The following is a 23,948-nucleotide window of genomic DNA, read 5'->3' as shown; positions in this document are numbered from 1 at the left end:
GATCGTCGTATAGTCTGATTAATCAGATTATTGACGGTCGAAGCGCAGCACGCCAGACCGTCCGCGACACGAAGGCGACGGAGCCGCGCGGCAGCGGCTCCAGGAAGGGGCACCGATGCCTCACGCTCTCCCGGCCGATCCGGCCACGGTCCACGCGGCCGCGGCCCACGCGGTCACCGTCCTGGCGGCGGAACCAGCCGGCACCGAAGCCGTCGACCCGTCGGGGCCGGTCGCGCAGCTGATCATCGCGGCGATCATCGGCATCGTCGTGATCATCGCCCTCATCACCTGGCTGAAGGTGCACCCGTTCATCGCGCTCACGATCGGGGCGCTCGGCGTCGGGATCGGTGCGGGTCTCGCTCCGGACAAGGCGGTGACGAGCTTCGGCAACGGCTTCGGTGCGACGATGACGAGCGTCGGCATCCTCGTCGGCCTCGGGTCGATGTTCGGCAAGATGCTCGTCGACTCCGGGGCGGCCGACCGCGTGGTCGACACCCTCGTGCGGAGGTCGTCGAAGGCGGCGCTGCCGTGGACGATGGCGCTGATCGGCGCGCTCATCGGCCTGCCGATGTTCTTCGAGGTCGGCCTCGTCCTGCTCATCCCGATCATCGTCCTGGTGGCGAAGCGCAGCTCCGTCCCGATCATGAAGATCGCCGTGCCCGCCCTCGTCGGCCTCTCCACGATGCACGCGTTCGTGCCGCCGCACCCCGGCCCGCTCGTCGCCATCTCGACGGTCGGTGCGAACCTCGGCACGACGCTCGCCTTCGGCATCGTGCTCGCGATCCCCGTCATCGTCCTCGCCGGTCCGGTCTTCGCCCGCTTCGCGGCGCGCTGGGTCGACATCCCAGCGCCCGACATGTTCGGGTCGCGCGGTTCCGACGCAGGTCCCGTCGGCGACGACCCGGCACACGCGGGTCGGGAGGCGCGGCGCGGCCCCGCCACGCAGGACACCGCATCCCTGCCCCACGGCAAGAGCGACTTCACCCGCGTCATCAGCGAGCCGCGCAGCCCGTCCTTCACGGTCGCGCTGGTCGGCATCCTGCTGCCCGTCGTCCTGATGCTCGCGCAGGCCATCCGCGAGGCCACCGTCCCGGACGCCTCGGGCTCGTGGGTCAGCCTGCTCGACTTCCTCGGGTCGCCGATGATCGCGATCGGCATCGCCGCGGTCTACGCGATGATCTTCTTCGCCATCGGCGGCGGCATGGACCGTTCCGCTGTGTCGAAGTCCCTCGAGAGTGCCCTGCCGCCGGTCGCGGGCGTCCTGCTCATCGTCGGCGCCGGCGGTGGCTTCAAGCAGGTGCTCATCGACACCGGGATCGGCGGGGTGATCGCCGACGCCGTGAAGGACTCCGGCATCTCGGTGCTGCTCGTCGCCTGGGTGGTGTCTGCCCTCGTGCGCGTCGCCACCGGGTCGGCCACGGTCGCCACCGTCACGGCCGCGGGCATCATGGCGCCGATCGCGCACGACCTGTCCTCGCCGATGACCTCGCTGCTCGTGCTCGCGATCGGCGCCGGGTCGGTCTTCCTGTCGCACGTGAACGACGCCGGGTTCTGGCTCGTGAAGGGGTACCTCAACACCACGGTCGGGCAGACCTTCAAGACGTGGACGATGCTCGAGTGCCTCATCTCGGTGTTCGGCCTCGCCGGGGTCATGCTCGCGGGGGTGTTCATCCATTGAGCGACGACACCGCACTCGATGCCCGCGTCCTCGTGGTGATGGGGGTCTCCGGATCGGGCAAGTCGACCGTCGCCGCGATGGTCGCCGAGCAGCTCGGGTGGGACTTCGCCGAGGGCGACGCCATGCACCCGCAGGCGAACGTGGACAAGATGCACGCCGGCACCCCGCTGACCGACGAGGACCGCTGGCCCTGGCTCGACGTCATCGCGGCGTGGATCCGGTCGCACCTCGACGGTGGCACCCCCGGCGTGGTGACCTGCTCGGCGCTGAAGCGCTCCTACCGCGACGTCCTCCGGGCACCCGGAGTGGTGTTCGTGCACGTCGCCGGGGACGGGTCCCTCATCGAGGACCGGATGTCGAAGCGCTCCGGGCACTTCATGCCGACCTCGCTCCTGCAGTCCCAGCTCGCCACCCTCGAGCCGCCGCAGGACGACGAGGCCCACATCACCGTCGCGGCGGACCGGACCCCGCAGGAGGAGAGCGCCGAGGTCATCGAGCGGCTGGCGCTCCGCCGCTGACCACGCACGGAGCGTCCGGCCACGGTGTAGGCCTGGCGCATGCCGCACTTCGTCGTCCTCATCCACGGTGGCCCGGGCGAGGCGTCGCCCGACGAGCTCGCCGCCCACGACCGGCACGCCTCGGACCTCATCGACTCCGGCGCGCTCGTCGCGGCGTTCGCGTTCGGCCCTGCCTCCGAGGTGGTGCGCATCGACGGCGACGGTCCGTCAGCCCGTCCCGAGGCGACGACCGCGCTCGACGGCATCGGGGTCATCGAGGCGCGGGACCTCGACGCCGCGGTCGCGATCGCCCGCCGGAACCCCGCCACGGAGCAGGGCGGCTTCGTCGAGGTGCGCCCGGTCGCCGGTTCGTGGACGCGGGACGGTGGTGCGGCCACGGGTTCCGCGCCCGGCGTGCCGACGCCCTGACGGGGCTCGGCAGTCACGACCCCGAGCGATCAGACGACCGGTCAGGCCTCGGTGACGCGACCGGCCTCGACGCGCCACTGCCGGTCGAGGCGGACGGTCTCGAGCATGCGGCGGTCGTGCGTGACGAGGAGCAGGGTGCCGTCGTACGAGTCGAGGGCCTGTTCGAGCTGCTCGATCGCGGCGAGGTCGAGGTGGTTCGTGGGCTCGTCGAGCACGAGCACGTTCACCCCGCGGGCTTGCAGGAGCGCGAGGCCGGCGCGCGTCCGCTCACCGGGGGAGAGCGCGTTCGCCGGACGGCCGACGTGGTCCGCCTTCAGCCCGAACTTCGCGAGCAGGGTCCGGACGTCGGCCGTCGTGTACTCGGGCACGATCGCCTCGAACGCGTCGGCCAGCGGCTGGTCACCCGTGAAGGCCGCGCGTGCCTGGTCGATCTCGCCGACCTCGACGCTGGAGCCGAGCGACGCCGTGCCCGTCGTCGGCGCCTGCTTGCCGAGCAGCGCCCGGAGGAGCGTGGACTTGCCGGCACCGTTCGGACCCGTGATGCCGATGCGGTCACCGCCGTCGATCTGCAGGGAGACCGGCCCGAGCGTGAAGTCGCCCTGGGTGAACGTCGCGTCGGACAGGGTAGCGACGACCGCCGAGGACCGGGGCGCGCTGCCGATCGTGAACTCGAGCTGCCACTCCTTGCGCGGCTCCTCGACCTCGTCCAGCCGGGCGATGCGGGACTCCATCTGCCGGACCTTCTGCGCCTGCTTCTCACTCGACTCGGAGGCGGCACGACGGCGGATCTTGTCGTTGTCGGGACTCTTCCGCATCGCGTTCCGGACGCCCTGGCTCGACCACTCGCGCTGGGTCCGGGCCCGGGAGACGAGGTCGGCCTTGGTGGACGCGTACTCCTCGTAGGCGTCGCGCTTGTGCTGCCGTGCGATCTCGCGCTCCTCGAGGTAGGAGTCGTAGCCGCCGCCGAAGAGCCGGTTGGTGGACTGCGCGAGGTCGAGCTCCAGGACGGCGGTCACCGAGCGCGCCAGGAACTCGCGGTCGTGGCTGACGAGCACGACACCGCCGCGGAGGCCCCGGACGAAGCCCTCCAACCGGTCGAGGCCGTCCAGGTCGAGGTCGTTCGTCGGTTCGTCGAGCAGCACGATGTCGAACCGCGAGAGCAGCAGTGCGGCGAGCCCGACGCGGGCCGCCTGCCCGCCGGACAACGCGGTCATGAGCGACTCCGGCCCGACGCCGTCCTCCTCCGACCCGACGGCCAGGCCGAGGTCGGCGAGCACGACGGGGATGCGGTCGTCGAGGTCGGCCGCACCTGCCGCGAGCCAGCGGTCGAGCGCCGCCGAGTAGGCGTCCGCCGCGGCGTCACCGGCGTCGGGGTCGCCGAGCGCAGCGGCTGCGGCGTCCATCGTCGCGGTGGCCTCGGCGCACCCGGTCCGCCGGGCGATGTACGCGGCGACGGTCTCACCCGCGAGGCGTTCGTGCTCCTGCGGCAGGAAGCCGACGAACGCGTCCGTCGGTGCGAGCGACACGGTGCCGGCCAGCGGCTCGTCCACCCCGGCGAGGAGCCGGAGCAGGGTGGACTTGCCGGCGCCGTTCACCCCCACGACGCCGATGACGTCCCCCGGGGCGACGGTGAGGTCGAGGGAGTCGAAGAGCGTGCGTGCGGCGTACCCGCCGGAGAGTCCCTTGGCGACGAGCGTGGCGGTCATGCCCCAATCGTCCCATCCCCGCGGCGGACCATCGACCGGAGCGGGGCCGGGTCAGCGGTGTCGCGTCAGTCGAGCGTGATCGTCCGACCGAACCGGCGCGTGACCGGCGGGGCGGCGACGACGGCGGCGAGGGCGTTCGCCGCGCCCTCCGGCGTGCCGCGCCAGGCGACGTAGGCGTCGTGGGCCTCAGGCGTCGTCCAGCGCTCGACGACGACCACCCGCGACGGGTCGCTGTCGTCGACGAGGACCTCGAGCGACTCGTTGCCGGCGAACGCACCGGTCTGGGCGAGGGTCTCGCGGATCGCGGCCTCGGTGGTCTCCTCGGGGAGGTCGCTCCGGAGCTGGACCTCGAGCAGGACGGTCATCGACATGGTGCACCTTTCGTCGTCGTTGCCGGATGCAACCGCACCCGGCAGCGGGGTGTTCCGGACTCGCCGTCGACCGGTGCGGCGGGGTGGAACCGATCCGGTCGTCCCGGACACTGCAGGGTATGGACAGCGGGGACTGGGCGATGGCGCTCGAGGGTGACGGCGAGGCGTTCGGGCGGGTGTTCGACCGGCACCGCCACCGGGTGCAGCGCCACTGCATGCGGCTCGTGCCGGTCGACACGGACGCGGCCGACTCGGTCGCGATCGTGTTCCTCGAGGCCTGGCGGAACCGGGCTCGGGTCCGCCTCGTCGACGGGTCGCTCCTGCCGTGGCTGCTCGTCACGGCCACGAACGTCGCCCGCAACCAGACCCGTGCGGCCCGGCGGTACCGGGCCGCGCTCGACCGGTTGCCGCCACCCGAACACGTCCCCGACCACGCGGACCGGGACGATGACGGGGACGCCGTCCGGGCGCTCCGGCAGCTCGGGCACCGCGACCAGGAGATCATCACGCTGTCGGTCCTCGAGGGCTACAGCGAGCGGGAGATCGCCGCCGCACTCGGCATCGCGCCGGGAACGGTGAAGTCGCGCCTCTCCCGCGCACGGACCCGGCTCGCCGCGGCACTCACCGCGAGCGGGCCCACGACACAGCCGGCCGTCGAACGGAACGGAGCACGATCATGAGCACCTCCACGAACAGGGACACCGACGACCGCGACCGGGCACTGCGGGCATTGCTCGTCGACACGGTCGAGCACACACCTCGGCGGCGTCGACGGTGGCGGGCGGCGACGATCGCGGGAGCGGTGGTGTGCGTCCTCGGTGGCGCCGCCGCCGGTGGTGCGATCACCGCGGCGGCGAGTCCGGACCCGGCCGCCCTCGAGGCGCAGAGCCAGGCCGCGACGGTCGTCGGCGGGTCGGGCGCGACGTACCTGCGGGTCGTCGGCAGCCCGGTCGGGCGGGTCGGGTCGTCGAACGAGACGATCTCGGTCGGACGCGCTCCCGCCCGTGCCGACACGTTCACCTGGGTCGCCACGTGTCGCACCGGGAGCGGCGAGATCACCGAGCGCGGGTCCGGTGTCGATGACGGTAAAGCGTCGTGCGCCGCCGGGTCGCACGTCACGGGCTCGTACGCGGCGTCGGAGATCGCCGGGCACCGGATCCGGCTCAGCGTGGACGGGGACCTGGGGTGGACGCTGTCGTACGGCTGGCTGCGCACACCCCCGATGCCCGCGGCGAGCGCGGCGCAGGACCAGGCGACCGAGGACGGCGTCGTCACCCGGAGCGAGTACCTCGCGGCCTTCGACCGCCTGCAGGGGTGCATGACCGCACGGGGGGAGTCGCTCGGCCGGATCCCGAGGTCGTCGTTGTTCGTGGCGCCGACGGCCCACGACGCGTACGTGCTCGACTGGTGCAGCGCATCGGAGTGGTCCGCGGTCGACGTCCTCTGGCAGAACGAGCACCCGGCCCCGTCGTCGGACGACGACTCGTGGGGATGGCAGCCGTACGACCCCGCGTCCGATCCGCGCTACGCCGGCTGAGTCAGTCGAGGACGCGGAAGCGGACCGCGTCGCCCGGTCGGAGCTGGGCGGCGCGGTCGACCGACGCGGGGGTGAGCACCGTGACGACGGGGTAGCCGCCCGTGACGGGGTGGTCGGCGAGGAACAGGACGGGGTGCCCCGCCGGCGGGACCTGCAGCGACCCGGTCTCGACGCCCTCGCTCGGCAGCTCACGGGTCACGGCGCGGACGAGTGGCCGGGCAGCGGTGGTCCGTACGCCGACCCGGTCACTGTCGGGGGTGACGTGGTGGACCTGGCCGGCCAGGACCGTCCGCCACTCCGGGGTGAACCAGTCGTCGCGGGGTCCGGCGGTGACGTCGAGCACGACCGCCTCGCCCGGTGGTGACCAGCGCGGCGGGGCGACGGCGTCGACGAGCGGCCAGGCATCCGCGGCGTCCCCGATCGGCAGGACGTCCCCGATCGTGACGGGAGGCGGACCGAGGCGCGCGAGGGAGTCCCACGAGCGGCTGCCGAGCACGGGTTCGACGGCGAGGCCTCCGCGGACCGCCAGGTACGTGCGCAGTCCCGCGGTGGCAGTACCCACCCGGAGCACGTCGCCCGGTGCGAGCGTGACGACCTCGAAGCAGGCCGCGCCGCGGACCCGGCCGTCCGCGGACTCGACCGTCACCGGGCAGGGTGCGCCGGTCAGGGACGCGACCACGTGCGCGTCCGAGCGGAGCGTGACGGAGCCGAGCAGCGCCTCCAGGACCGCCGCGTCGGGACGGTTGCCGACCAGCCGGTTGGCGAGTGCGGCTGCCCCGCGGTCGGCGGCACCCGCGGCGCCGAGGCCCGTGTCGCTGAACCCGGGCCGGCCGAGGTCCTGCGTCGACGTGCCGGGGCCGACCTGCAGGACGGTGAGGGTGCTCATGCTCGGCCGGCGTCGACGAACCGGATCCGGGTGCCGGCCGGCGCGAGCGCGGGCCGGTCGCGGTCGAGCGACCACATCGCCACGTCGGTGCGGCCGATGAGCTGCCAGCCGCCGGGCGACGCTCGCGGGTAGACGGCGCTGAACTCGCCGGCGAGGGCGACGCTGCCGGCGGGCACGGACGTGCGGGCGCTGGTGCGTCGGGGCAGGTCGAGCGACGGGGCGGAGCCGGTGAGGTAGCTGAAGCCGGGTGCGAAGCCGCAGAACGCGCTCGTCCAGGTCTGGCCGGTGTGCCAGGCGACGAGCTGGGCGGCTGTGGTGCCGACCAGTGCGGCGACGGTGTCGAGGTCCTCGCCGTCGTAGGTGACGGGGATCGCGGTCACCTCGCCGACGTCGGCTCGGGTGGGCACGACGGGCTCGACGGCCTGGAGGCGCGGTGCGAGTCGCGTGGGATCGGTGCGTTCCGGGTCGAAGCGGACGAGCAGCGTGCGGGCTCCGGACACGAGTTCGGTCACGCCCGGCACGGGTTCGGCCTCGAGTCCGGCGCGGAACGCGGTGACGTCGGCGAGCGTCCCGAAGGTCACGAGCACCGCGCGGGTACCCGCGCGACGTACGTCGAGGGCGGGGCCGGCGTGCTCGACCGGCGCGCTCACGGTGTGGGGGCGAACGGGGTGGTCGCGACCCCGTGCCGGTCGAGGAGCGCACGGATCGCCCGGGCCATCGCGACGGCGTCGGGGGAGTCGCCGTGCACGCACACCGAGTCCGCCCGGACCGGGACGACCGAGCCGTCCACCGCGGTCACGGTGCCGTCGGTGACCATCCGGAGGACCCGATCGGCGACCGCGGTCGGGTCGTGCACGACGGCGCCCGGTCGGCTGCGCGGGACGAGGGATCCGTCGGGTTCGTACGCCCGGTCGGCGAAGACCTCGGAGACGGCGCGGAGCCCGTGCGCGGTCGCTGCGCGGAGGAGCTCCGAGTCCGGCAGCGCGAGGACCGCGAGCGACGGGTCCACGTCGGCCGTGGCACGGACGACGACCTCGGCCTGGACCGGGTCGGCGCACGCGGTGTTGTACAGGGCGCCGTGGGGCTTCACGTACGTCACCGCGGTGCCGGCGACCCGGGCCGTGGCGAGCAGGGCGCCGAGTTGGTGGACGACGTCGGCGTAGAGCGCCTCGGGTGTGACCTCGACCGCGCGACGACCGAACCCGACGAGGTCGCGGTAGGCGACGTGCGCCCCGACCGCGACGCCCCGTTCGGCGGCGAGGCGGCAGGTGTCGAGCATGATCGCGGGGTCGCCGGCGTGGAACCCGCAGGCGACGTTCGCCGAGGAGACGACGTCGAGCATCGCCCGGTCGTCGCCCATCGTCCAGGCGCCGAAGCCCTCGCCGAGGTCGCTGTTGAGGTCGATCGTCGTCACGTTGTCAACCTACCGGCGGGGTCCGTCACGAACGGTGGACCACCACCGGGCAGGATGCGTGCTGTGCGCACTCCTGTGTGACCGAGCCGACGAGCAGCCCGCGGAACCCGCCGAGGCCACGACTGCCGAGCACGAGGAGTGCGGCGTCGCGGCTGGCGTCGAGCAGAACCTCGGCGGGGCGGCCCTCGACGAGGTCGGACGTGACGTCGACGTCGTCGTCGATGAGGTCCTCGGCGGCGTCGAGCGCGGGGGAGGCGGTCGCGAGGGCGTCCTGCTCGGGGGACCAGTGGTCGAACGGGGGTTCGTCGCGGTTGAGGGCCTCCGGCCACTGCCACGTCGTGATCGTCCGGACGGGGAGCCCGAGGCCGCGGGCCAGGGTGATCGCGAACCGCAGGGCGCGGCCGGACTCCGGGGAGCCGTCGACACCCACCACGACGGCCCCGCCGGCACCGGACGCACCGCCGTCGTCCGTCCCGGTCGCAGCTCGCCCGCGGTCCACGAGCACGGGGCACGTCGCGTGCTGGATGCAGGCGGCGCTCACCGAACCGAGCAGCAGCCCCCGGAACCCACCGCGTCCGCGGCTGCCGACGACGAGCAGCCCGGCGTCGGACGCGGCGTCGAGGAGCACCTCCGGCGTACCGCCCTCCGCCGAGCGGGTCGTGACCTCGACGGGGAGCGGGCCGTGTCGCTCGACGAGGTCGACGGCCTGCTGCCGGATCTCCTCGGCGTCGTGCAGCGGTGACCAGCTGTTCGCGACCGGCAGGGTGCTCCAGGTGATCGGCCACCGCCAGGACGTCACGACCTCGACCGGGCTGCCGAGCCGTGCGGCGAGGCCGAGGCTGCGCTCGAGCGCGGCGTCGGCCGGCTCCGATCCGTCGTACCCGACGACGATGCGTCCGATGGCTGCTGTGCTCATGTGCCCGTGCTCCCTGTGTTCCCGGTGTTCTCGGTGTTCCTCGTGCCGGGGATGTTCCCCCACGTGAAGGCGATGACGAGCTGGACGATGCCGGAGACGATGAGGACGCCGCCGACCACCGCGACGACGAACACCGCGCCGAGTGCCGGCAGCGTGATGAGGACGAGTCCGCTCACGAAGCTCAGTGAGGCCGCGACGACCGTGAGCGCTCGGTGGCCGGTGTCCGGCGCGTAGAGCAGGGTGATGCCCTCGAGCAGCCACGCGAACCCGATGGCGAAGGCCAGCCACCGGGCGCCGACGGGCGGGTGCACGATGGCGAAGACGCCCGCCACGACGACGAGCGCGCCGACGACGACGAGCGCGACGCGTCGCCAGGCCGGCGCCCCGCCCGGGACGGCGCGCACGAGGAGCGTGCCCCCGGCGACGACGAGGTAGATGCCGAACACCCAGACCACGGCGACGAGCGTCGCGTGCGGGAGCAGCAAGGCCGCGATCCCCGCTGCGAGCGCGACGGCGCCGAGGACCGCGACGGCCGTCCGCAACCGTCGATGCGGAGCACGGTTCCCTGACATGGCGTCCACAGCGTCCACCGACCTTCCCTGAAAGGTGCTTCCTGGCCTACACCCCTCGGTGGTGCGCCGGTCCGGGAACTGGCGACGGCGAACCGTCCCGGTACGGTCGAGGGCATGACCGACGACCACGACTGCGACTTCTGCGCCGCCCTCGCGGCCGACTCCTTCGAGGTCGTCGTCCGCGGCCACCTCGTCGTCGCGGTCCTCGACCGGCACCCGATCAACCCGGGGCACCTGCTCGTGCTGCCCCTCCGGCACGCGACCGACCTCGCCGCGCTCGACACCCGCGAGGTCACCGAGCTCGCCCTCGTCGCCCAGCGCGCCGACCGTGCACTGCGCCAGGTACTCGGCGCGGCCGTCGAGGGGACGAACCTGGTGATGTCGAACGGCTCCGTGGCCGACCAGGGCGTCCCCCACGCACACCTGCACGTCATCCCGCGCGCCTCCGGGGACGGGTACGAGTTCCGCGAGGACACGAGCCGGTACCCGGTGGCGCCGCTCGACCCCGCCGACCGCGCGGCGATCGCGGCGCACATGCGCGACGGCTGAGTCCGGACCGACCGGCAGGCTGTCGCGCGCGGCGGCCCCGTATCCTGCGACGGTGGAAACGACACAGCCGTCCGGCACGACCAAGCGTCGCGTGGAACTCGAGATCACCCGCCCGATGCTCACCTGGTTCGCCCGACCGACCGTGACGATCGACGGCGTCGGACACCCGGCGCAGTGGGGGACGGGCACGTGGGCGGTCCCGGACGACGGCGGCACGGAGATCGGCGTCTACCTCTACAACCGCGTGTGGCGCTTCGGCGCAGCCGCCAGGACGGTGACCGCGACCGACGTGTCGCTCGTGTACCGCGCCGGACCGCTGCCGGTCGGCGCCGGTCGGATGGCCCCCGCCTGAGCATGGCCGGCATCACCTACCCGAGGCCCCTGGTCGCCGGCGGGCGCGTCGAGGTCCCCGCACACCGTCGATGGGCGTCCCCGAGCACCTGCACGGCCGACTGCAGGACGGTGCGGACGCCCTGACGGCTCGCGGACTCAGCGTGCACGTGCGGCCGCACGCCACCACCCCGGGGCTCGTCCCGGCCAGCGTCACCGAACGCGTCGCCGACCTGCACGACGCGTTCCGGAGCGCCGACGTCGTCCTCCCGCCGTGGGGTGGTGAGCTCGCGATCGAACTCGTCGGGTCGGTCGACTGGCACGCCCTCGCCGCCTCGCGCGCCTGGTTCGCCGGCTGGTCGGACATCTCGACCCTGCTCCTCCCGCTCACGACGATGACGGGCCTCGCGACCCTGCACGGTGCGAACCTGATGGACGAGCCGTACGAGCTCCCCGCCGAGTTCGCCCGCTGGACCGACATCGCAGCGCTCCCAGCCGCCGGCACGGTCGAGCAGCGCAGTGCCCCGCGTCGTCGCAGCCGCCCGTGGGGCGCCTGGGCCGACGAGGTCCTCGACCGCGACGGCGCCTACGACACCCCGACCCGCTGGCGCGCCCTCGACGGCGCGTCCCAGGTCGCGATCCGCGGACGCCTCATCGGCGGGTGCCTCGAGACCGTGTCACTGCTCGCCGGCACCCCCTACGGCGACGTCCCCGGCTTCGCCCGGCGGGACGCGCCGGAGGGCACGATCGTGTACCTCGAGGTCGCGGAGTCGAACGCGGTCACCGCGCTGCGGATGCTCACGTCGCTGCGGCTCGCCGGCTGGTTCGACGACGCGAACGGCGTCCTCATCGGGCGCACCGAGGGAGCGGCGGTTCCCCAGCTGGACCAGGACGAGGCCGTCCGGCACGCACTCGGCGACCTCGGCATCCCCGTGGTGCTCGACTTCGACACCGGCCACCAGCCGCCGCAGATGCCGCTGGTGAACAGCGCGCTCGCCGAGGTCGTGCTCGACGGACCGGTCGGCAGCATCACTCAGCGGTTGGTCTGACGGACGGGAGGCGCGGTGCGGGCCCGACCCGCGCCTCCCGTCCGACGGTGCGCACGTCCTCACCGAGGGCGCGGCTCGAGCGTCACCCACTCCTCGTCGCGGACGTAGCCGAGGGCGGCGTTCGACGCCGTGATCGCGGTGTTCTCCGCGGAACCGCCGGTGCGGAACCGGGTCGTGCCCGCGTCCGCCAACGCGAGCACTGACGCAGCCTTGACCGCCTGTCCGAGCCCGCGGCCGCGCAGGCCGGGGTGCACGACCGTGAAGTGGGTCTCCGTGTGGGCACCGTCCGTGTCGACGAACGTCATCGCGACGAGTTCGCCGGCCGGCGTGACCGTGCCGAACGCGGGCCTCGACGTCGTCGGGGTCGCTGCCCCGCGGTCGAGCGGCTCGTGCTGGGTCGCGACGCCGCCGGGGTAGTCGTGGGCCGTCAGCGCGTCGAGCCGCAGGACCGCGTCGACGTCGTCGGGACCGAGCGGCCGCGTCGTCCCGATGTCGGCGGTGCGGTCCACGAGCGACTGCAGCCGCTGCCGGTCGATCCGGTCGGCGTCGAGCTGGGCGCCGAACGACCGGGCGGTGACGCTCCAGCCCTGCGCTTCGAGTTCCGCGACCTCGGGCGCGTCCGCTGGCAACACTCTCGTTTCCCCCACGGCTCCGATCCTCGCACGGCCGCTCCGGTAGCGTGCTGCGGGTGGAGTCGCTGAACCTGCCCGTCGTCTCGTGCAGCCTCGATCCCGCGAGCGTCAGCCGCCGTCTTGCCGACCGTGCCGCGGAACGCCTCCGGAGCGCGGGACACCGGGGCGGTGTCATCGACCTCGTCGATGCAGGGCTCGGAGCGTTCGACAACGACCGGGTGTTCGGCACACGCGCGTTCGAGGAGCTGCACCGGGCGATCAGCGGTGCGGACGGCGTCGTCCTCGCGTTCCCGATATACAACTGGGCGCCCTCGTCGACGGTGAAGGCGCTCGTGGAAGCCACCGGCGCGACGGGCAACGGACGCCGCGCGGCCTGGTTCGACAAGGTCGTCACCTTCGTCTGCGCAGCGGGTCTTCCGCACAGCACGATGGCGACCGGGGCACTCGCGCAGTCCCTGATGCTCGACTTCAAGTGCGTCGTCAACCCGTACACCGCGTACTTCTCGGAGCGCGACTGGGAGGGCGAGCAGCTGCGCCCGGGCCGGTCCGAGCGGATGGACAAGACCATGGACGTGCACGTCGAGCTCGCGCACCTGTTGCAGGGCCGGACGTACTCGTCGGACTGGGAGATCTGACGGCGCCGATTGCCCGTCGCCGGCCTCTGTGTGATGGCCTGGTGCAGCCGACTCGTTCATGGGAGCTTGTGACGATGCAGCACGACGACGTGACCCTGACCTGGCGCTCGACCATCGGCGACGACGAGCTCGCAGACCTCACCGCGGCGCACGGAGGGACGCCCGAGGCGGGGTGGTGGGATCGGGTCCGTCCGCACTCCCTCGGCTGGGTCGCAGCCCGGGACACGCACGGGTCCCTGGTCGGGTTCGTGAACGTCGCGTGGGACGGTGCGGACCACGCGTTCCTCATCGACACGAAGACGCATCCCGCTCATCAGCACCGGGGCCTCGGGACCGCGGTCGTCCGCGCCGCGGTGGAAGCGGTCCGCGCTGCCGGCTGCGAGTGGTTGTTCGTCGACTACGGCGAGGACCTGGTGCCGTTCTACGAGGGGGCCTCCGGCTTCCTCCCGACGCGCGCTGGACTCGTGCACCTGCGCTGATCCCGCGTCTCGGTCGTCGGTCGTCGGTCGCGGTCGTCGAGAAGAACCCAGTTGCTCGCGTCGCGATCAGGACCGCGTCTCACCCGGCATACTCGTCTCGTGGAGTTCTCGTGAAGTTCTCGTGGTGGACGTGGTGGGGCTTCATGATCATCATGCTGGCGGGGCTCGGGTTGATGGGGCGTGCTGCAGTCATCGCGATCCGCCGAGACGGGATCGGCCGGGCGAGGGCGGAGCGTGGGACCAGTGCTCCGTGGTTCTGGTCCGGGATCGGCGTGCTGATCGTCGCGGGCCTCCTGCTGATCCCGTGGGTCATCGCACTCGACAGCTGACTGCTCGGACGACCGACCTGGCGCGGTGGAAGCTCCTCCGAAGAGGCGCGAGCCGGGCCGGGTCCGTAGGCCTCACTTCGCTGCGGGCGATGTCGGAGGTCACCAACAGCGAGGCCGCCGACCCGCGCGCCAGCGGATGGGGCAGCGATTGGTCGCCGACAGGCGTGGACGGCCTCGACCGAAGATCCCGCTGTGGTCGACCTTCGGTAGCCGTTCGGCAGCCGGACGCCTCCACGCGGTACGTTGCGGTCGTGCAGGTCGTCGAAGGCGTTTGTGTTTGGTGGAGTGACGACGACGGCTGGGGCGCCCTCCGTTCGGAAGCGCTCGAGTCTGACGTCTTCGTGCACTTCTCCGTCCTGGATGGTCCCGGCTTCCTCTCGCTGCGGCCCGGCCAGGCCGTGCGGTTCGAGGTGGAGCCCTACCCTGCCGGACAGGACGGGTACTTCTTCCGAGCGCACAGCGTCACGGGCATCTGATCACTGACCGATGGTCGAACTGACGGCCGTGCGCGAACCGAGCGGCCCCCGTTCACGGTGCTGTGCGGACGGTCGAGCGCCGCTAGTGTTCGGGGACATCGACGTGAGGGAGGGCGCGCATGGCGAGCACGGATGTCGTGACGGGCACGATCGACCCACGGTGGGCGAGAGTCCGTCCACTGGTGTTCCGGACGATCATCGGTGCCGTCGTCGCTGCCGGCCTGGCCGGCATCGTCGCGGTGCTCCTCGGAGACTTCGGCCGGGTCGCCGTGCAACTCCTGCTGACCGTCGTCGTGGTCGTCGTGTTCGCGCTCCTGTCCTGGTACGACGCCGACGTGTCGTCGCGGCGGTCCGGGAGGTTCGCGTTCGCGAGCATCGTCGTCTCGCTGTACTTGCTCGTGACCGGCTTGGTCAAGGTCTGGATCGTGCCGGTCGACACGCTCGGCGGGGACGGGATCTGGCTCGTCGGCGAACGGTTCATGCAGTGGATCGGCATCGTGTTCGTCGCACGCTTCGCGCTGCTGCACGTGCACCTGCTCCTCGTCATCCACCGGCGCTACCCGACCCCGCTGCTGCAGCTCGTCGCGAAGGCGACCGTCGGGGTGATCGCGCTCCTCGCCCTGCTGCTGTCGGTGCCCCTCCTCGCTCCCGACCTCGACCTCGACAGCGGGTACTGGCGACTGGTGTGGGTCGTGGTCATCCTCGACCTGCTCGGAACCGTCGTCGTGCCGCTGAGCAACGCGCTGTTCCGACCGCGTGACCACGACCGCGGGGGCCAGGGTGGGTCCTCCGAGCCGTCCGCAGCCGTGTGGCCTCGACCGTCCTCGACGCCGGACGGTGCGGCCTCCACCACGCCACCGGTGGGGGAGCCCACGGGGGTGTCCGGTTCGGATAAGCACGCTGCAGCCGTTCCGCCCGTCGGCGAGTGGACGAGCGTGCCCGGACCTGCCGTCCCTCCAGTGGCATCCGGGCGGCTCGTCGACCACGAGGTGCCTCCGGCTGAGGCGGCCTGGTCGGCCCGAGCGGACGGCGCTTCGACGACCCATGAAACGGCGCTGACGGTCACGGGCAGCGACGGTCTGCTCTACGAACGTCGACCGGACGGCGCCCGCGCGCTCGCGTGGCCGCGCTACGTCGACGGGACGCCGGTGCCGGCGGCGCCGGACGGCTCCCCGGACTTCAGCGGCGTCGCTCGCCCCTGACCCGCCGGCTCGAAACCAAGCGACGAGGAACTCTGGGTCGAGCGCGAGCAGCCGACGAGTCAGACCTCTCCGAGCACCTTGCGCCAGACGGCCGTCAGCGTGGCGTACTCGTCGTCCGAGACGAGGTCGCGCACACCGGCCGCGAGGACCGCGGACCGGACTGCTTCCTCGGCCCCCGCACGATCCCGGAGGTGCGCCCCCGAGTGCCGCACCGCGCGTCCAGCCTCCTGCGCGGCCTCGATCTCCTCGACGCGTCCCGCTGCGCCAGCGGCCTCGAGCGCGTGCTGCCAAGCGGCCACGAGATCGGCGTTCGTGACCATCCGCCCGTCAGCGCCTCCCTGGATCGCGAGGGAGGCACTCGGTTCCGGCAGCAGGATCGCCTCGTCGGCTTTCCACGCGATGTCGAGCGACTCTGCCTCGTCGGCGGTGATCTGCCCGGCTCGGTCGATCATTGCCTGCAGTCCGGCATCGCTGATGTCGTTCGTCACGGTGTCCTCTCCGACCGACGCGCTCGCGCGGTCCGATCCATCCTGCTGGCCGTCCCCGTCTCGCGCTCAGCCGCCACCCAGAGGAGCGCGGACGGACGACCGGTCGGCCCGCAGCTGCGGTCTCCATCCGCATCACAATGGGAGGGTGGACACCAACATGGTCGACGACGCCTGGCTCAGCGCGGTGATGCGGAGCATCGGTGGAACGCCCACACGTCTCGAACCGCTCCCGGGCGGCACGGTCAACCACACGTTCCGCGTCGAACGCGCAGGAGGCAACCCCGTCGTCCTCCGGTACCCGGTGGATCCGCTCCGCGCCGATGAGTTCCCAGTGGAGGCCTGGGCGGCGGACACAGCGTCCCGAACGGGCATCGCCACTGCGGAACCCCTCGCTCACGGAGTGGAGGGCGGGGTGCCGTTCTCGCTGTCGACCTACGTCGCACCTGACGACCGCGCGGTCCTGCGGCCGTGGTCATGGCTCGGCGTCTACGCCCGCACGGTCGGCAGGGTGCCCCTGCACGACGCGCCGCTGTCCCTCTACTCACGGTTCGGGAAGGACCTCCACACCGCGTGGGCCGCGCACCTCGACTACAACCGCACTTCCCTCGGGCCGGATGACGTGCTCTTCACAGACGGCGCCTACGAGCAACCAGCAGTCGTCGATCGCATGTTCACCCACCTGGCTCGTGGGATCTACGAACACGGCCTGGCACACGGCGACCTCGCGCCCCGCAACCTCATCTCCCGCGGCCCGGAGGCCCCACCCGTCCTGATCGACTGGGGAGGCGCTGAGACCGGACCAACTCCTTGGACCGACGCTCGGCGGGTCTTCGAGTGGTGCTTCATCGACGAGTCGGTCGATCGGCAGGACTACGACGACTTCGTGGAAGCCGCCGGCCTCGGCTCGGACCGGGCGCGGGATGAACTCGCGATGATGACCGCTCTGCACCTCGTCGACGTCACGCGCTGGGCGCTCGACAACCGTGCGGATCTGTACGCCGGGTACGTCCAGCGCTGCCACGACGGCCTCGATGTGATCCAGCAGTTCATCCGGTAGCCGATCCGTCAGGGACCGGGCGCGAATTCCACTCGGTCGTGTGGCTCGGCGGTGTAGTGCCGGCCGGGGTACCTGAGCCCGCCGAAGTACATGTTCGTGTGGGCGACGATCTGCTCCCCACTGATGCGGACACCGTCGTGCTCTGCGTCCGTGGTCGTGTGTGCATCGGACACCAGCGTCACGTCGAAGCCGCGCGCTGCCGCGGCCTGGGTCGTCGTCCGGATGCAGTAGTCGCTCTGCGCACCCGCGACGATGAGATGCCGCACGCCCAAGCGATCGAGGACCTCGTCGAGGTCCGTGTCCGAGAACGAGTCCCGGTACTCCTTCTTCACCAGTGGCTCGTTCGATCGCCGCTCCAGCGGCGCCGCCAGTTGCCAGTCTGCGGACCCCTCCGCGAAGTCGTCGTGATCCTGCACCCACACGACAGGCACATCGCTTGCTCGGGCACGATCAACGAGTCGGGCAGTCCGCGCGAGCACACCCTCCGCGTCGAAACAGTCCCTCATCACGCCCCGCTGCAGATCGATGACAAGAAGCGCACTCATGGTCGGCATGACCAGCATCCTGTCACCCATGTGCGATCCGGATGACGGTTCGGACAAGCGTGGGGCCCTGAGCACGGTCTCGACATCTGATCCGCAACCGGTCGCCGCCACAAGCGCGTGGCTTCAGTACTCGATCCGGGGCCACTCCTGCAATCGCGGGAAGCGCGGACGCCGGGGCATCGACCCGTGTTCGGGAGGCGGGGCGGGGCGTTCTGATGATGAGTGTCACGCTGAGTTGCGCTGCTCCGACCAGATTCGCACTCGTAGAACGCTGCCCTGTGGAGAAACGAGAGCCCCAGCACCGATGGGCGTTGGGGCTCTCGTTGTCTCAACGGCGTGCTGACGTCTGCCGCTTGTGTCGAGCGATCAGGGCGTCTCCGGCGATGAGGGCGAGTGCCGAGGCGGCTCCGAGGATGGCGAGCAACCACCAACTGATGTCGGCGAGGAAACCGATCAAGCCGAGGATGATGATCGGGATCGGGATGAACTTCAGCAACATCGGTTGCACCTCAACTGCAGTTGTTCCGGGCGGTCTTCACGAAGGTCGTGCGTCGAAGTGCGTGTGTTCTCGTGTTCACGTTCGATCCCCTCATCGGTACGACGCGGTGCGCCGGTCGGAGCCTGACAGCTGCACGAGAGCCCGCGCATCCACCCAGAGGGGGAGGTGCGCCACCGGTCGGCCAGCCCGCGGTCCGCCTGGGTAGGTGTGCGTGTGACACTCGCCGCGTCCAGCCACAGGCCTGCGAGCTCGGCTCGTCAGCCGATCGGCCACCGAGGCGGGCGGCCGAGGGCTCGCTGGGGTCAGCCCTAACGCACGAGTTGGCGTCGCATCGCGGACCAGAACCACTCCGAACCACCCGGCGCCGAGTCGAACGCGACGGAGACGCGTGCGCGCGCAGCGACGAGATCCGACCCCTCCGGACGGCGACAGCGACGAGGGAGAACACTGGCCCCATGACGACCAAGATCACCCTCATCATCGACAACCCGGCCGACCCCGCGGCATTCGAGCAGGCGTACCCCGCACTCGAGGAAGCAGCCGGCGCCCTGCCGCAGCTCCGCCGCCTCGAGGCCGGCAAGGTCTGGCCGAAGGAGGACGGCACGCCCACGCCGGCGCACCGGACGCTCGACCTGTACTTCGACTCCTACGACGACGCCTCCGCAGCCGTCGCCGGCGAGGAAGCGGGCGCGTTCTTCGGCCAGCTCGGCGCCACCGGAGCGACCTTCACCGGGCTCTTCTCCGACGTCGAGCAGGCGTGACCACCACCGCCCTCGTCGCCGGCGCGACCGGTGACCTCGGCGGACGCATCGTCCGGGCACTCCGCAGGCACGACACCCACGTCCGCGTCCTGACCCGCCCCGGGTCCACGGCGACGGCACCGACCGAGGACGACGACCACGTCGAGGTGGTCCGAGCGGACTACGGCGACCACGCAGCGTTGACGTCGGCGCTCGCCGGGGCCGAGGTCGTGGTGTCCGCGGTCAGCGGCACGCGCTCGGTCATCGTCGACGCGCAGCGCGCCCTGCTCCGGGCAGCGGTGGACGCCGGCGTCGAACGGTTCATCCCGTCGGACTACGCCGCCGACTACCGGTCCATCACCCCGGGGACGAACCGGAATTTCGAGCTGCGTCGCGAGTTCGCCGCCGACCTCGACGCCGCACGCATCCGGGCGACCTCGGTGCTGAACGGCGCGTTCACGGACATGCTCACCGGGCAGGCGCCGCTCATCCTGTTCGACCGACAGCGGGTGCTCTACTGGTCCTCGGCCGACCAGGTGCTCGACTTCACCACGAAGGACGACGTCGCCCGCACCACCGCCCTCGTCGCGCTCGACCCGGTTGCACCGCGCTTCGTCGAGGTCGCGGGGGACCGGGTGACCTCGCGGAGCATCGCCGACACGATGTCCCGGCTCACCGGCACCCCCTTCCGACTGCAGTGGGCGGGGACCGCGTCGACGCTCTCGGCGATGGCCCGGGTCGGACGACGCCTGTCGAAGGCCGGCGACGACGAGCCGTTCCCGGCGTGGCAGGGCATGCAGTACTTCGTCAGCATGTTCAGCGGCGAGGCCACACTGCGCCACGTCGACGACGAGCGGTACGGTGCAGAGGGCTGGACGACGGTGCGGGACGTGCTCGCCGAACACGTCGGAGCCGGAGCCCTCGACGGAGCTGAGCCCCGAGCCTGAGCCCCCGAACGGAAGCGCACCTGATGACCGACACCACCTGCCACATGTCGATCTCCCTCGACGGCTTCGTCGCAGGGCCCGACCAGCGCCTCGACCAACCCCTCGGACGCCGGGGCGGGGAGCTCCACACCTGGCACATGCCCGGCGCCGACGTCGGCGAGGCGGACCGCACGGCAGCGGGCTGGCTCATGCGCCCCCGCGGCGCGTACGTGATGGGCCAGAACATGTTCGGGCCGCCCAGCACCGAGCGGCCCGACGACTGGACGGGCTGGTGGGGCGACGAACCGCCGTACCACGCACCCGTCTTCGTGCTCTCGCACACGGCCCACGACCCGATCGAGCTCGACGGCGGCACGACCTTCCACTTCGTCACCGACGGCTTCGACGCCGCCTACGCCCGCGCCGTCGAGGCGGCCGGAGATGCCGGGGTCGACATCGCCGGCGGCGCCTCGACGGTCCGCCAGGCGCTCGCCGCCGGGGTCGTCGACGAACTCACGCTCGACGTCGCGCCGGTGCTGCTCGGCTCCGGGGAGCGGATCTTCGAGGACGGCGCCGAGTCGTTCGACTTCGAGCCCGTCGAGGTCCTGCACTCGCCGCTGACGACCCACATCCGGTACCGCCGCCGCGCCTGACCATCGCCGCAGAACACGGCCGGGAGCACGAACAGACGCACGAGCACGCGCCGAGGCCGTCAGGACCCGTCCGGCACCGTCACGATCCGGTTCTGGTACGCCCACACAACGGCCTGCAACCGCGACCGCACCCCGAGCTTCGGCAGCATCCGGGCGAGGTGCGACTTCACCGTGGAGACCTCGACGACGAGCGCGGCGGCGATCTCCTCGTTCGACATCCCCTGGGCGAGCAGCAGGAGCACGTCCCGCTCGCGAGCCGTGAGGACCTCGTCCGCCCGGTCGCCCGACACCGGCTGCAGGCTTCGCCGCGCGACGAACTCGCGCAGCACGCGACGGGTGAGCGCCTGGTCGATGGTGCCGTTCCCGGCGGCGACCTGCCGCACGGCCCCGACGATCACGTCCGGCTCGGCGTCCTTCAGGAGGAAGCCCGACGCACCCGCCTCGAGCGCACCGAACACGAGGTCGTCGAGGTCGAACGTGGTGAGCACGAGCACCGGGACCGAAGGGTCGGCCCCGGGGGCGCAGAGTTCGCGCGTGACCTCGATGCCGTTCCGCACCGGCATCCGGATGTCGAGGCACGCGACGTCGGGCCGGGTGCTCCGGGCGAGCGCGAGGGCCTCGCCGCCGTCGGCGGCGACCCCGACGACCTCGATGTCGGGCTCTGCGGACAGCAGGGCGGAGACACCGGCGCGGACCAGCGGCTGGTCGTCCGCCACCAGCACGCGGATCACCCGGCCACCTCCGGCGCGTCGGCCGACGTGTCGGCGGCGGGTCGCGCCTCCCGAGCCGTCACCAGCTCGACCGTCCAGCCACCGTCACCGGTGGGTCCGACCTGGAGGCGCGCCCCGACCAGTTCTGCCCGCTCGCGCATGCCGCGCAGTCCGTTCCCACCCGACGGCGAGCTGCCGACGGACGGTGCGGTGGGCACCCCGTTCTCGACGCGGACCGTCAGGTGGTCGGGGTCGCGGTCGTCGACGGTCACCCGGCACGGTGCGCCGGCGGCGTGGAGCGCGACGTTGGCGAGGGCCTCCTGCACGGTGCGGTAGGCGACGAGCTGGGTGAGCGGACCGATGCCGTCCGCCAGCGGGTGGTCGCCCGGCTGCACGGAGAGCTCGACCGCGCTGCGGGTGCGGGCGGCCTCGACGAGGTCGACGATGCCGGCGACGGTCTCGACCAGGGTCTCGGCGGGGGTGTCGTCGCGGAGGAGTCCGACGAGGCGGCGGAGGTCCTCGAGGACGGCCGTGCTCTGCTCGCGAACCTGCCGGACACCCTCGTGCGCGCCGTCCGGGTCGGTGTCGATCTGCCGGTCGACGACGGCCGACATCAGGGCGATCCCGGACAGGTGGTGGGCGGCGATGTCGTGCAGCTCGCGGGCCATCGCGGCGCGTTCCCGGGAGACGGCCGCCTCGACGCGGGCGTCCTGCTCCCGGGCGAGGGCGGCTGCCTCGGCGGTCCGGGCGTCGGCTGCCGCGGTCCGGGCGTCGGCTGCTGCGGTGCGGGCGTCGGCTGCTGCGGTGCGGGCGTCCGACTCGGCCCGACGTGCGGCACGGAGCTCGCGGCGGGACCGGACGATGAGCGTCACCACGAGGGGGAGTCCGACTGCACCGACGGCCTGCAGCACGCCCTGCCCGGCCGACGCGCCGAGCCCGGACACGACGCCGCTCCGCATCGCGCCGGAGCCGTGGGCCCACGTGATCCCCGTGCCGACCGCCACGAGCACCGCCGATCCCGCGACGGCCGGCCAGAGGCGGGGGAGCGGGACCCGGAGCGTGGCGAGCACGACCGCCACGACGACGGGCAGTGCGGTGAGGCCGAACGCGGCACTCGTCGACACGAGGGCCAGGAGGATCGGCAGCGCACCGACGGCGAGGAGTACGGAGCGGGGTGCCCGGCGGGCGCCGAGCAGCAGGGCCGACTGGGCGACCAGGGTGATCGCGAGGAGGGTCCACGCGGTCCCGCCGACATCGGGGAACCCGGGGCCCGCTCCCATCGTGCCGGCGGTGTCCGGGTCCAGGGCGTCGAGTGGCGGCAGGCCGAACAGGAGTCCGAGCGTGACCACGGCGGTGCCGGGGGCGACGAGCAGGTCGGTCCAGCGGCGTCGTCGGGTGGGCACGCCGCGTGCGTCGCGTCGGTCGGGCGCGTCAGCGGGTGCCATCGTTCGATCCTACGAGTCGGGGCGTGCCGACGGTGCGGCCGCTGCCGCCGCGTCCGCCGCCGGGGTAGCCGAGCCGCCCCCGTGTCACCACGAGCAGGACGAGGGCCGCGACGGTGGACACGATCGCGAGGCCGTGCATCATCGTGCCGGCGGTCATCCCCGGGTACATGTCGGCCCACAGTGTCGAGATGGTGTTGTTGACGCCGACGTGCAGGAGGAGGGCGACCGGCAGGCTCTCGCCGGTGCGGTTGAACACCCACGTCATCACGACGTTGAAGGTGATGGTGAACAGGGCGAACACGACCGGCTCCGTCCAGTGCGCGTCCGGCCACCCGCCCCAGTCGCTGAGGTAGAGCGGCATGTGCCAGAGCGCCCACAGCGGACCGAGCACGGCGGCGGCGCCCAGCGGGCCGAACCGCTCCTGCAATCGAGGCAGGGCGAAGTCGCGCCAGCCGGGCTCCTCGGACAGCCCGGTGGAGAAGAGCTGCACCACGAGGCCGGGAACGAGGGCGAGCAGCGCGAGCGCACTCGGCGCCTGCACCTGGCCGCCGGCGAAGGGCAGCCCGGTGGCGACGATGATCGCGGGCACGCCGACGAGGGCGAGGGCGTACCAGTACCAGGCGACCCGCCAGCGCCAGAGCCGACCGACCCAGCGGCGGAGTCCGGGGCGGCCGTCGGCGATCGCCGTCACGAGGAAGGCACCGCCGAGGGGGCCGAGCAACGCTCCCGGCAGGACGCCGGTGAACTGCGCCGTGCCGAGGAACTCGGGGAAGTGGAGGTCCCAGACGCCGAGGCCGTGCGGCGACAGGATGTAGGGGATCCACGCCAGCCAGCTGAGGCCGAGGGCGAGGGTGGCGAAGGAGGCCAGCGGGTGCCGCGTGATGACCCCGCGGACCCCGGTCCGACGGGCGGTGCCGGTGCGGGCGGTGTGCCGGTCTTCGGTGGTGATCGTCATGGCATCGACGCTACGAACGGGGCGTCCGACGGACGACCGGCGAAGGGACGCACTCCGCGGGGTTCCTCCGAAGGATGCAAGGACGTGGACGCGAGGACCACGGACTGGAGGCGGGGGGGGGGCGGGGGGCCCCCCCCCCCCCCCGCGGGGGGGGGGGGGGGGGCCCCCGGGGGGGGGGGGGGGGGGGGGGGGGGGGGGCCGCCCCGCCCCCGCGCGGGGGGGGGGCACCGGCCTGGGCGGGCC

General features: G+C 72.5%; 31 protein-coding genes. 17 read left to right on the top strand and 14 right to left on the bottom strand.

Annotated elements, in window-relative coordinates:
• Nucleotides 1-115 precede the first annotated feature (115 nt).
• Genes J2X60_RS15585 through J2X60_RS15575 form a run of 3 tightly spaced genes read left to right on the top strand, consistent with a single transcriptional unit; the run spans nucleotide 116 to nucleotide 2,604 of the window.
• Complete coding sequence (locus J2X60_RS15585) at nucleotides 116-1,678, top strand: GntP family permease (protein ID WP_258027675.1); 1,563 nt, start codon at nucleotides 116-118, stop codon at nucleotides 1,676-1,678.
• A gap of 38 nt (nucleotides 1,679-1,716) precedes the next feature.
• Nucleotides 1,717-2,196 (top strand): gluconokinase, encoded by a 480-nt coding sequence (locus J2X60_RS15580; protein WP_309780442.1) that lies wholly within the window; start codon nucleotides 1,717-1,719, stop codon nucleotides 2,194-2,196.
• 39 nt (nucleotides 2,197-2,235) lie between these two features.
• Nucleotides 2,236-2,604 (top strand): YciI family protein, encoded by a 369-nt coding sequence (locus tag J2X60_RS15575; RefSeq protein ID WP_309888775.1) that lies wholly within the window; start codon nucleotides 2,236-2,238, stop codon nucleotides 2,602-2,604.
• A 41-nt stretch (nucleotides 2,605-2,645) separates the two neighbouring features.
• Here the strand turns inward: J2X60_RS15575 and J2X60_RS15570 are convergent, their stop codons facing one another.
• A complete protein-coding gene (locus tag J2X60_RS15570; protein ID WP_309888773.1) occupies nucleotides 2,646-4,310 on the bottom strand; it encodes an ABC-F family ATP-binding cassette domain-containing protein in 1,665 nt (554 codons plus the stop codon).
• Between the two features lie 65 nt (nucleotides 4,311-4,375).
• The gene (locus tag J2X60_RS15565) at nucleotides 4,376-4,681 is read right to left on the bottom strand and encodes an antibiotic biosynthesis monooxygenase family protein (protein WP_309888771.1); all 306 of its coding nucleotides are present in this window, start codon (nucleotides 4,679-4,681) and stop codon (nucleotides 4,376-4,378) included.
• Nucleotides 4,682-4,800: 119 nt separating this feature from the next.
• Here J2X60_RS15565 and J2X60_RS15560 point away from each other — a divergent pair, with 119 nt between their 5' ends.
• Together J2X60_RS15560 and J2X60_RS15555 are read left to right on the top strand one after the other, a co-directional pair.
• A complete protein-coding gene (locus J2X60_RS15560; RefSeq protein WP_309888769.1) occupies nucleotides 4,801-5,361 on the top strand; it encodes a sigma-70 family RNA polymerase sigma factor in 561 nt (186 codons plus the stop codon).
• A complete protein-coding gene (locus J2X60_RS15555) occupies nucleotides 5,358-6,218 on the top strand; it encodes a hypothetical protein (RefSeq protein ID WP_309779778.1) in 861 nt (286 codons plus the stop codon). The genes J2X60_RS15560 and J2X60_RS15555 overlap by 4 nt, the downstream gene beginning before the upstream one ends.
• Before the next feature lies 1 nt (nucleotide 6,219).
• Here the strand turns inward: J2X60_RS15555 and J2X60_RS15550 are convergent, their stop codons facing one another.
• The 5 genes from J2X60_RS15550 to J2X60_RS15530 are packed head-to-tail and all read right to left on the bottom strand — an operon-like array spanning nucleotide 6,220 to nucleotide 10,006.
• Nucleotides 6,220-7,104, bottom strand: a complete 885-nt coding sequence (locus tag J2X60_RS15550; RefSeq protein ID WP_309888768.1) for a biotin-dependent carboxyltransferase family protein — start codon at nucleotides 7,102-7,104, stop codon at nucleotides 6,220-6,222.
• Entirely contained in the window at nucleotides 7,101-7,754 is a 654-nt protein-coding gene (locus tag J2X60_RS15545) for an allophanate hydrolase subunit 1 (RefSeq protein WP_309888766.1), read from the bottom strand. The genes J2X60_RS15550 and J2X60_RS15545 overlap by 4 nt, the downstream gene beginning before the upstream one ends.
• Nucleotides 7,751-8,518 carry a 5-oxoprolinase subunit PxpA gene (locus J2X60_RS15540; protein ID WP_309888764.1) on the bottom strand — a complete coding sequence of 256 codons (768 nt, stop codon included), beginning with the start codon at nucleotides 8,516-8,518 and terminating at the stop codon, nucleotides 7,751-7,753. Before J2X60_RS15540 ends, J2X60_RS15545 begins: the two co-directional genes overlap by 4 nt.
• A gap of 25 nt (nucleotides 8,519-8,543) precedes the next feature.
• Nucleotides 8,544-9,434 carry a universal stress protein gene (locus J2X60_RS15535; protein WP_309888762.1) on the bottom strand — a complete coding sequence of 297 codons (891 nt, stop codon included), beginning with the start codon at nucleotides 9,432-9,434 and terminating at the stop codon, nucleotides 8,544-8,546.
• Nucleotides 9,431-10,006 (bottom strand): DUF308 domain-containing protein, encoded by a 576-nt coding sequence (locus J2X60_RS15530; RefSeq protein ID WP_309888760.1) that lies wholly within the window; start codon nucleotides 10,004-10,006, stop codon nucleotides 9,431-9,433. Before J2X60_RS15530 ends, J2X60_RS15535 begins: the two co-directional genes overlap by 4 nt.
• A 114-nt stretch (nucleotides 10,007-10,120) precedes the next feature.
• On the opposite strand from J2X60_RS15530, the gene J2X60_RS15525 reads away from it, so the two are divergent.
• The 3 genes from J2X60_RS15525 (at nucleotide 10,121) to J2X60_RS15515 (ending at nucleotide 11,934) form a co-directional block, all read left to right on the top strand.
• Entirely contained in the window at nucleotides 10,121-10,555 is a 435-nt protein-coding gene (locus tag J2X60_RS15525) for an HIT family protein (RefSeq protein ID WP_309888758.1), read from the top strand.
• 52 nt (nucleotides 10,556-10,607) lie between these two features.
• The gene (locus tag J2X60_RS15520) at nucleotides 10,608-10,907 is read left to right on the top strand and encodes a hypothetical protein (RefSeq protein ID WP_309888756.1); all 300 of its coding nucleotides are present in this window, start codon (nucleotides 10,608-10,610) and stop codon (nucleotides 10,905-10,907) included.
• A 70-nt stretch (nucleotides 10,908-10,977) separates the two neighbouring features.
• Nucleotides 10,978-11,934, top strand: a complete 957-nt coding sequence (locus tag J2X60_RS15515; protein ID WP_309888754.1) for an LD-carboxypeptidase — start codon at nucleotides 10,978-10,980, stop codon at nucleotides 11,932-11,934.
• 59 nt (nucleotides 11,935-11,993) lie between these two features.
• Here the strand turns inward: J2X60_RS15515 and J2X60_RS15510 are convergent, their stop codons facing one another.
• A complete protein-coding gene (locus tag J2X60_RS15510; RefSeq protein ID WP_309888752.1) occupies nucleotides 11,994-12,581 on the bottom strand; it encodes an acetyltransferase in 588 nt (195 codons plus the stop codon).
• A gap of 41 nt (nucleotides 12,582-12,622) precedes the next feature.
• Here J2X60_RS15510 and J2X60_RS15505 point away from each other — a divergent pair, with 41 nt between their 5' ends.
• From J2X60_RS15505 to J2X60_RS15485, 5 genes are all read left to right on the top strand, one after another.
• Nucleotides 12,623-13,201 carry an NADPH-dependent FMN reductase gene (locus J2X60_RS15505; RefSeq protein WP_309888750.1) on the top strand — a complete coding sequence of 193 codons (579 nt, stop codon included), beginning with the start codon at nucleotides 12,623-12,625 and terminating at the stop codon, nucleotides 13,199-13,201.
• Nucleotides 13,202-13,275: 74 nt separating this feature from the next.
• Complete coding sequence (locus J2X60_RS15500; RefSeq protein WP_309888748.1) at nucleotides 13,276-13,680, top strand: GNAT family N-acetyltransferase; 405 nt, start codon at nucleotides 13,276-13,278, stop codon at nucleotides 13,678-13,680.
• A 110-nt stretch (nucleotides 13,681-13,790) separates the two neighbouring features.
• A complete protein-coding gene (locus J2X60_RS15495) occupies nucleotides 13,791-14,009 on the top strand; it encodes a hypothetical protein (protein WP_309888746.1) in 219 nt (72 codons plus the stop codon).
• A 251-nt stretch (nucleotides 14,010-14,260) separates the two neighbouring features.
• Nucleotides 14,261-14,485 carry a cold shock domain-containing protein gene (locus tag J2X60_RS15490; RefSeq protein ID WP_309888744.1) on the top strand — a complete coding sequence of 75 codons (225 nt, stop codon included), beginning with the start codon at nucleotides 14,261-14,263 and terminating at the stop codon, nucleotides 14,483-14,485.
• 119 nt (nucleotides 14,486-14,604) lie between these two features.
• Nucleotides 14,605-15,687 carry a hypothetical protein gene (locus J2X60_RS15485; protein ID WP_309888741.1) on the top strand — a complete coding sequence of 361 codons (1,083 nt, stop codon included), beginning with the start codon at nucleotides 14,605-14,607 and terminating at the stop codon, nucleotides 15,685-15,687.
• A gap of 59 nt (nucleotides 15,688-15,746) precedes the next feature.
• Here the strand turns inward: J2X60_RS15485 and J2X60_RS15480 are convergent, their stop codons facing one another.
• Complete coding sequence (locus tag J2X60_RS15480) at nucleotides 15,747-16,175, bottom strand: hypothetical protein (protein WP_309888739.1); 429 nt, start codon at nucleotides 16,173-16,175, stop codon at nucleotides 15,747-15,749.
• Nucleotides 16,176-16,320: 145 nt separating this feature from the next.
• On the opposite strand from J2X60_RS15480, the gene J2X60_RS15475 reads away from it, so the two are divergent.
• Nucleotides 16,321-17,232 carry a phosphotransferase gene (locus J2X60_RS15475; protein ID WP_309888733.1) on the top strand — a complete coding sequence of 304 codons (912 nt, stop codon included), beginning with the start codon at nucleotides 16,321-16,323 and terminating at the stop codon, nucleotides 17,230-17,232.
• Between the two features lie 8 nt (nucleotides 17,233-17,240).
• Here J2X60_RS15475 and J2X60_RS15470 read toward each other — a convergent pair whose 3' ends face one another.
• Complete coding sequence (locus J2X60_RS15470; protein WP_309888731.1) at nucleotides 17,241-17,786, bottom strand: cysteine hydrolase family protein; 546 nt, start codon at nucleotides 17,784-17,786, stop codon at nucleotides 17,241-17,243.
• Nucleotides 17,787-18,105: 319 nt separating this feature from the next.
• The gene (locus J2X60_RS15465) at nucleotides 18,106-18,276 is read right to left on the bottom strand and encodes a hypothetical protein (protein WP_175473671.1); all 171 of its coding nucleotides are present in this window, start codon (nucleotides 18,274-18,276) and stop codon (nucleotides 18,106-18,108) included.
• Nucleotides 18,277-18,731: 455 nt separating this feature from the next.
• On the opposite strand from J2X60_RS15465, the gene J2X60_RS15460 reads away from it, so the two are divergent.
• The 3 genes from J2X60_RS15460 to J2X60_RS15450 are packed head-to-tail and all read left to right on the top strand — an operon-like array spanning nucleotide 18,732 to nucleotide 20,595.
• The gene (locus tag J2X60_RS15460; RefSeq protein WP_309888729.1) at nucleotides 18,732-19,037 is read left to right on the top strand and encodes an EthD family reductase; all 306 of its coding nucleotides are present in this window, start codon (nucleotides 18,732-18,734) and stop codon (nucleotides 19,035-19,037) included.
• The gene (locus tag J2X60_RS15455) at nucleotides 19,034-19,963 is read left to right on the top strand and encodes an NmrA family NAD(P)-binding protein (protein ID WP_309888727.1); all 930 of its coding nucleotides are present in this window, start codon (nucleotides 19,034-19,036) and stop codon (nucleotides 19,961-19,963) included. The genes J2X60_RS15460 and J2X60_RS15455 overlap by 4 nt, the downstream gene beginning before the upstream one ends.
• Nucleotides 19,964-19,986: 23 nt before the next feature.
• Entirely contained in the window at nucleotides 19,987-20,595 is a 609-nt protein-coding gene (locus tag J2X60_RS15450) for a dihydrofolate reductase family protein (protein WP_309779755.1), read from the top strand.
• Between the two features lie 59 nt (nucleotides 20,596-20,654).
• Here the strand turns inward: J2X60_RS15450 and J2X60_RS15445 are convergent, their stop codons facing one another.
• The 3 genes from J2X60_RS15445 to J2X60_RS15435 are packed head-to-tail and all read right to left on the bottom strand — an operon-like array spanning nucleotide 20,655 to nucleotide 23,705.
• Nucleotides 20,655-21,326, bottom strand: a complete 672-nt coding sequence (locus J2X60_RS15445; protein WP_071302542.1) for a response regulator transcription factor — start codon at nucleotides 21,324-21,326, stop codon at nucleotides 20,655-20,657.
• On the bottom strand, nucleotides 21,323-22,750 hold the full coding sequence (locus J2X60_RS15440; protein ID WP_309888724.1) for a histidine kinase: 1,428 nt from the start codon (nucleotides 22,748-22,750) through the stop codon (nucleotides 21,323-21,325). The genes J2X60_RS15445 and J2X60_RS15440 overlap by 4 nt, the downstream gene beginning before the upstream one ends.
• Nucleotides 22,737-23,705, bottom strand: a complete 969-nt coding sequence (locus J2X60_RS15435; RefSeq protein WP_309888722.1) for a CPBP family intramembrane glutamic endopeptidase — start codon at nucleotides 23,703-23,705, stop codon at nucleotides 22,737-22,739. The genes J2X60_RS15440 and J2X60_RS15435 overlap by 14 nt, the downstream gene beginning before the upstream one ends.
• Nucleotides 23,706-23,948: the final 243 nt, after the last annotated feature.

It is taken from the genome of Curtobacterium sp. 320, from assembly GCF_031455235.1.
Classification (GTDB): domain Bacteria; phylum Actinomycetota; class Actinomycetes; order Actinomycetales; family Microbacteriaceae; genus Curtobacterium.
The sequence above is the reverse complement of the archived record's forward strand: the minus strand, read 5'-3'. Positions and strand labels throughout refer to the sequence as shown.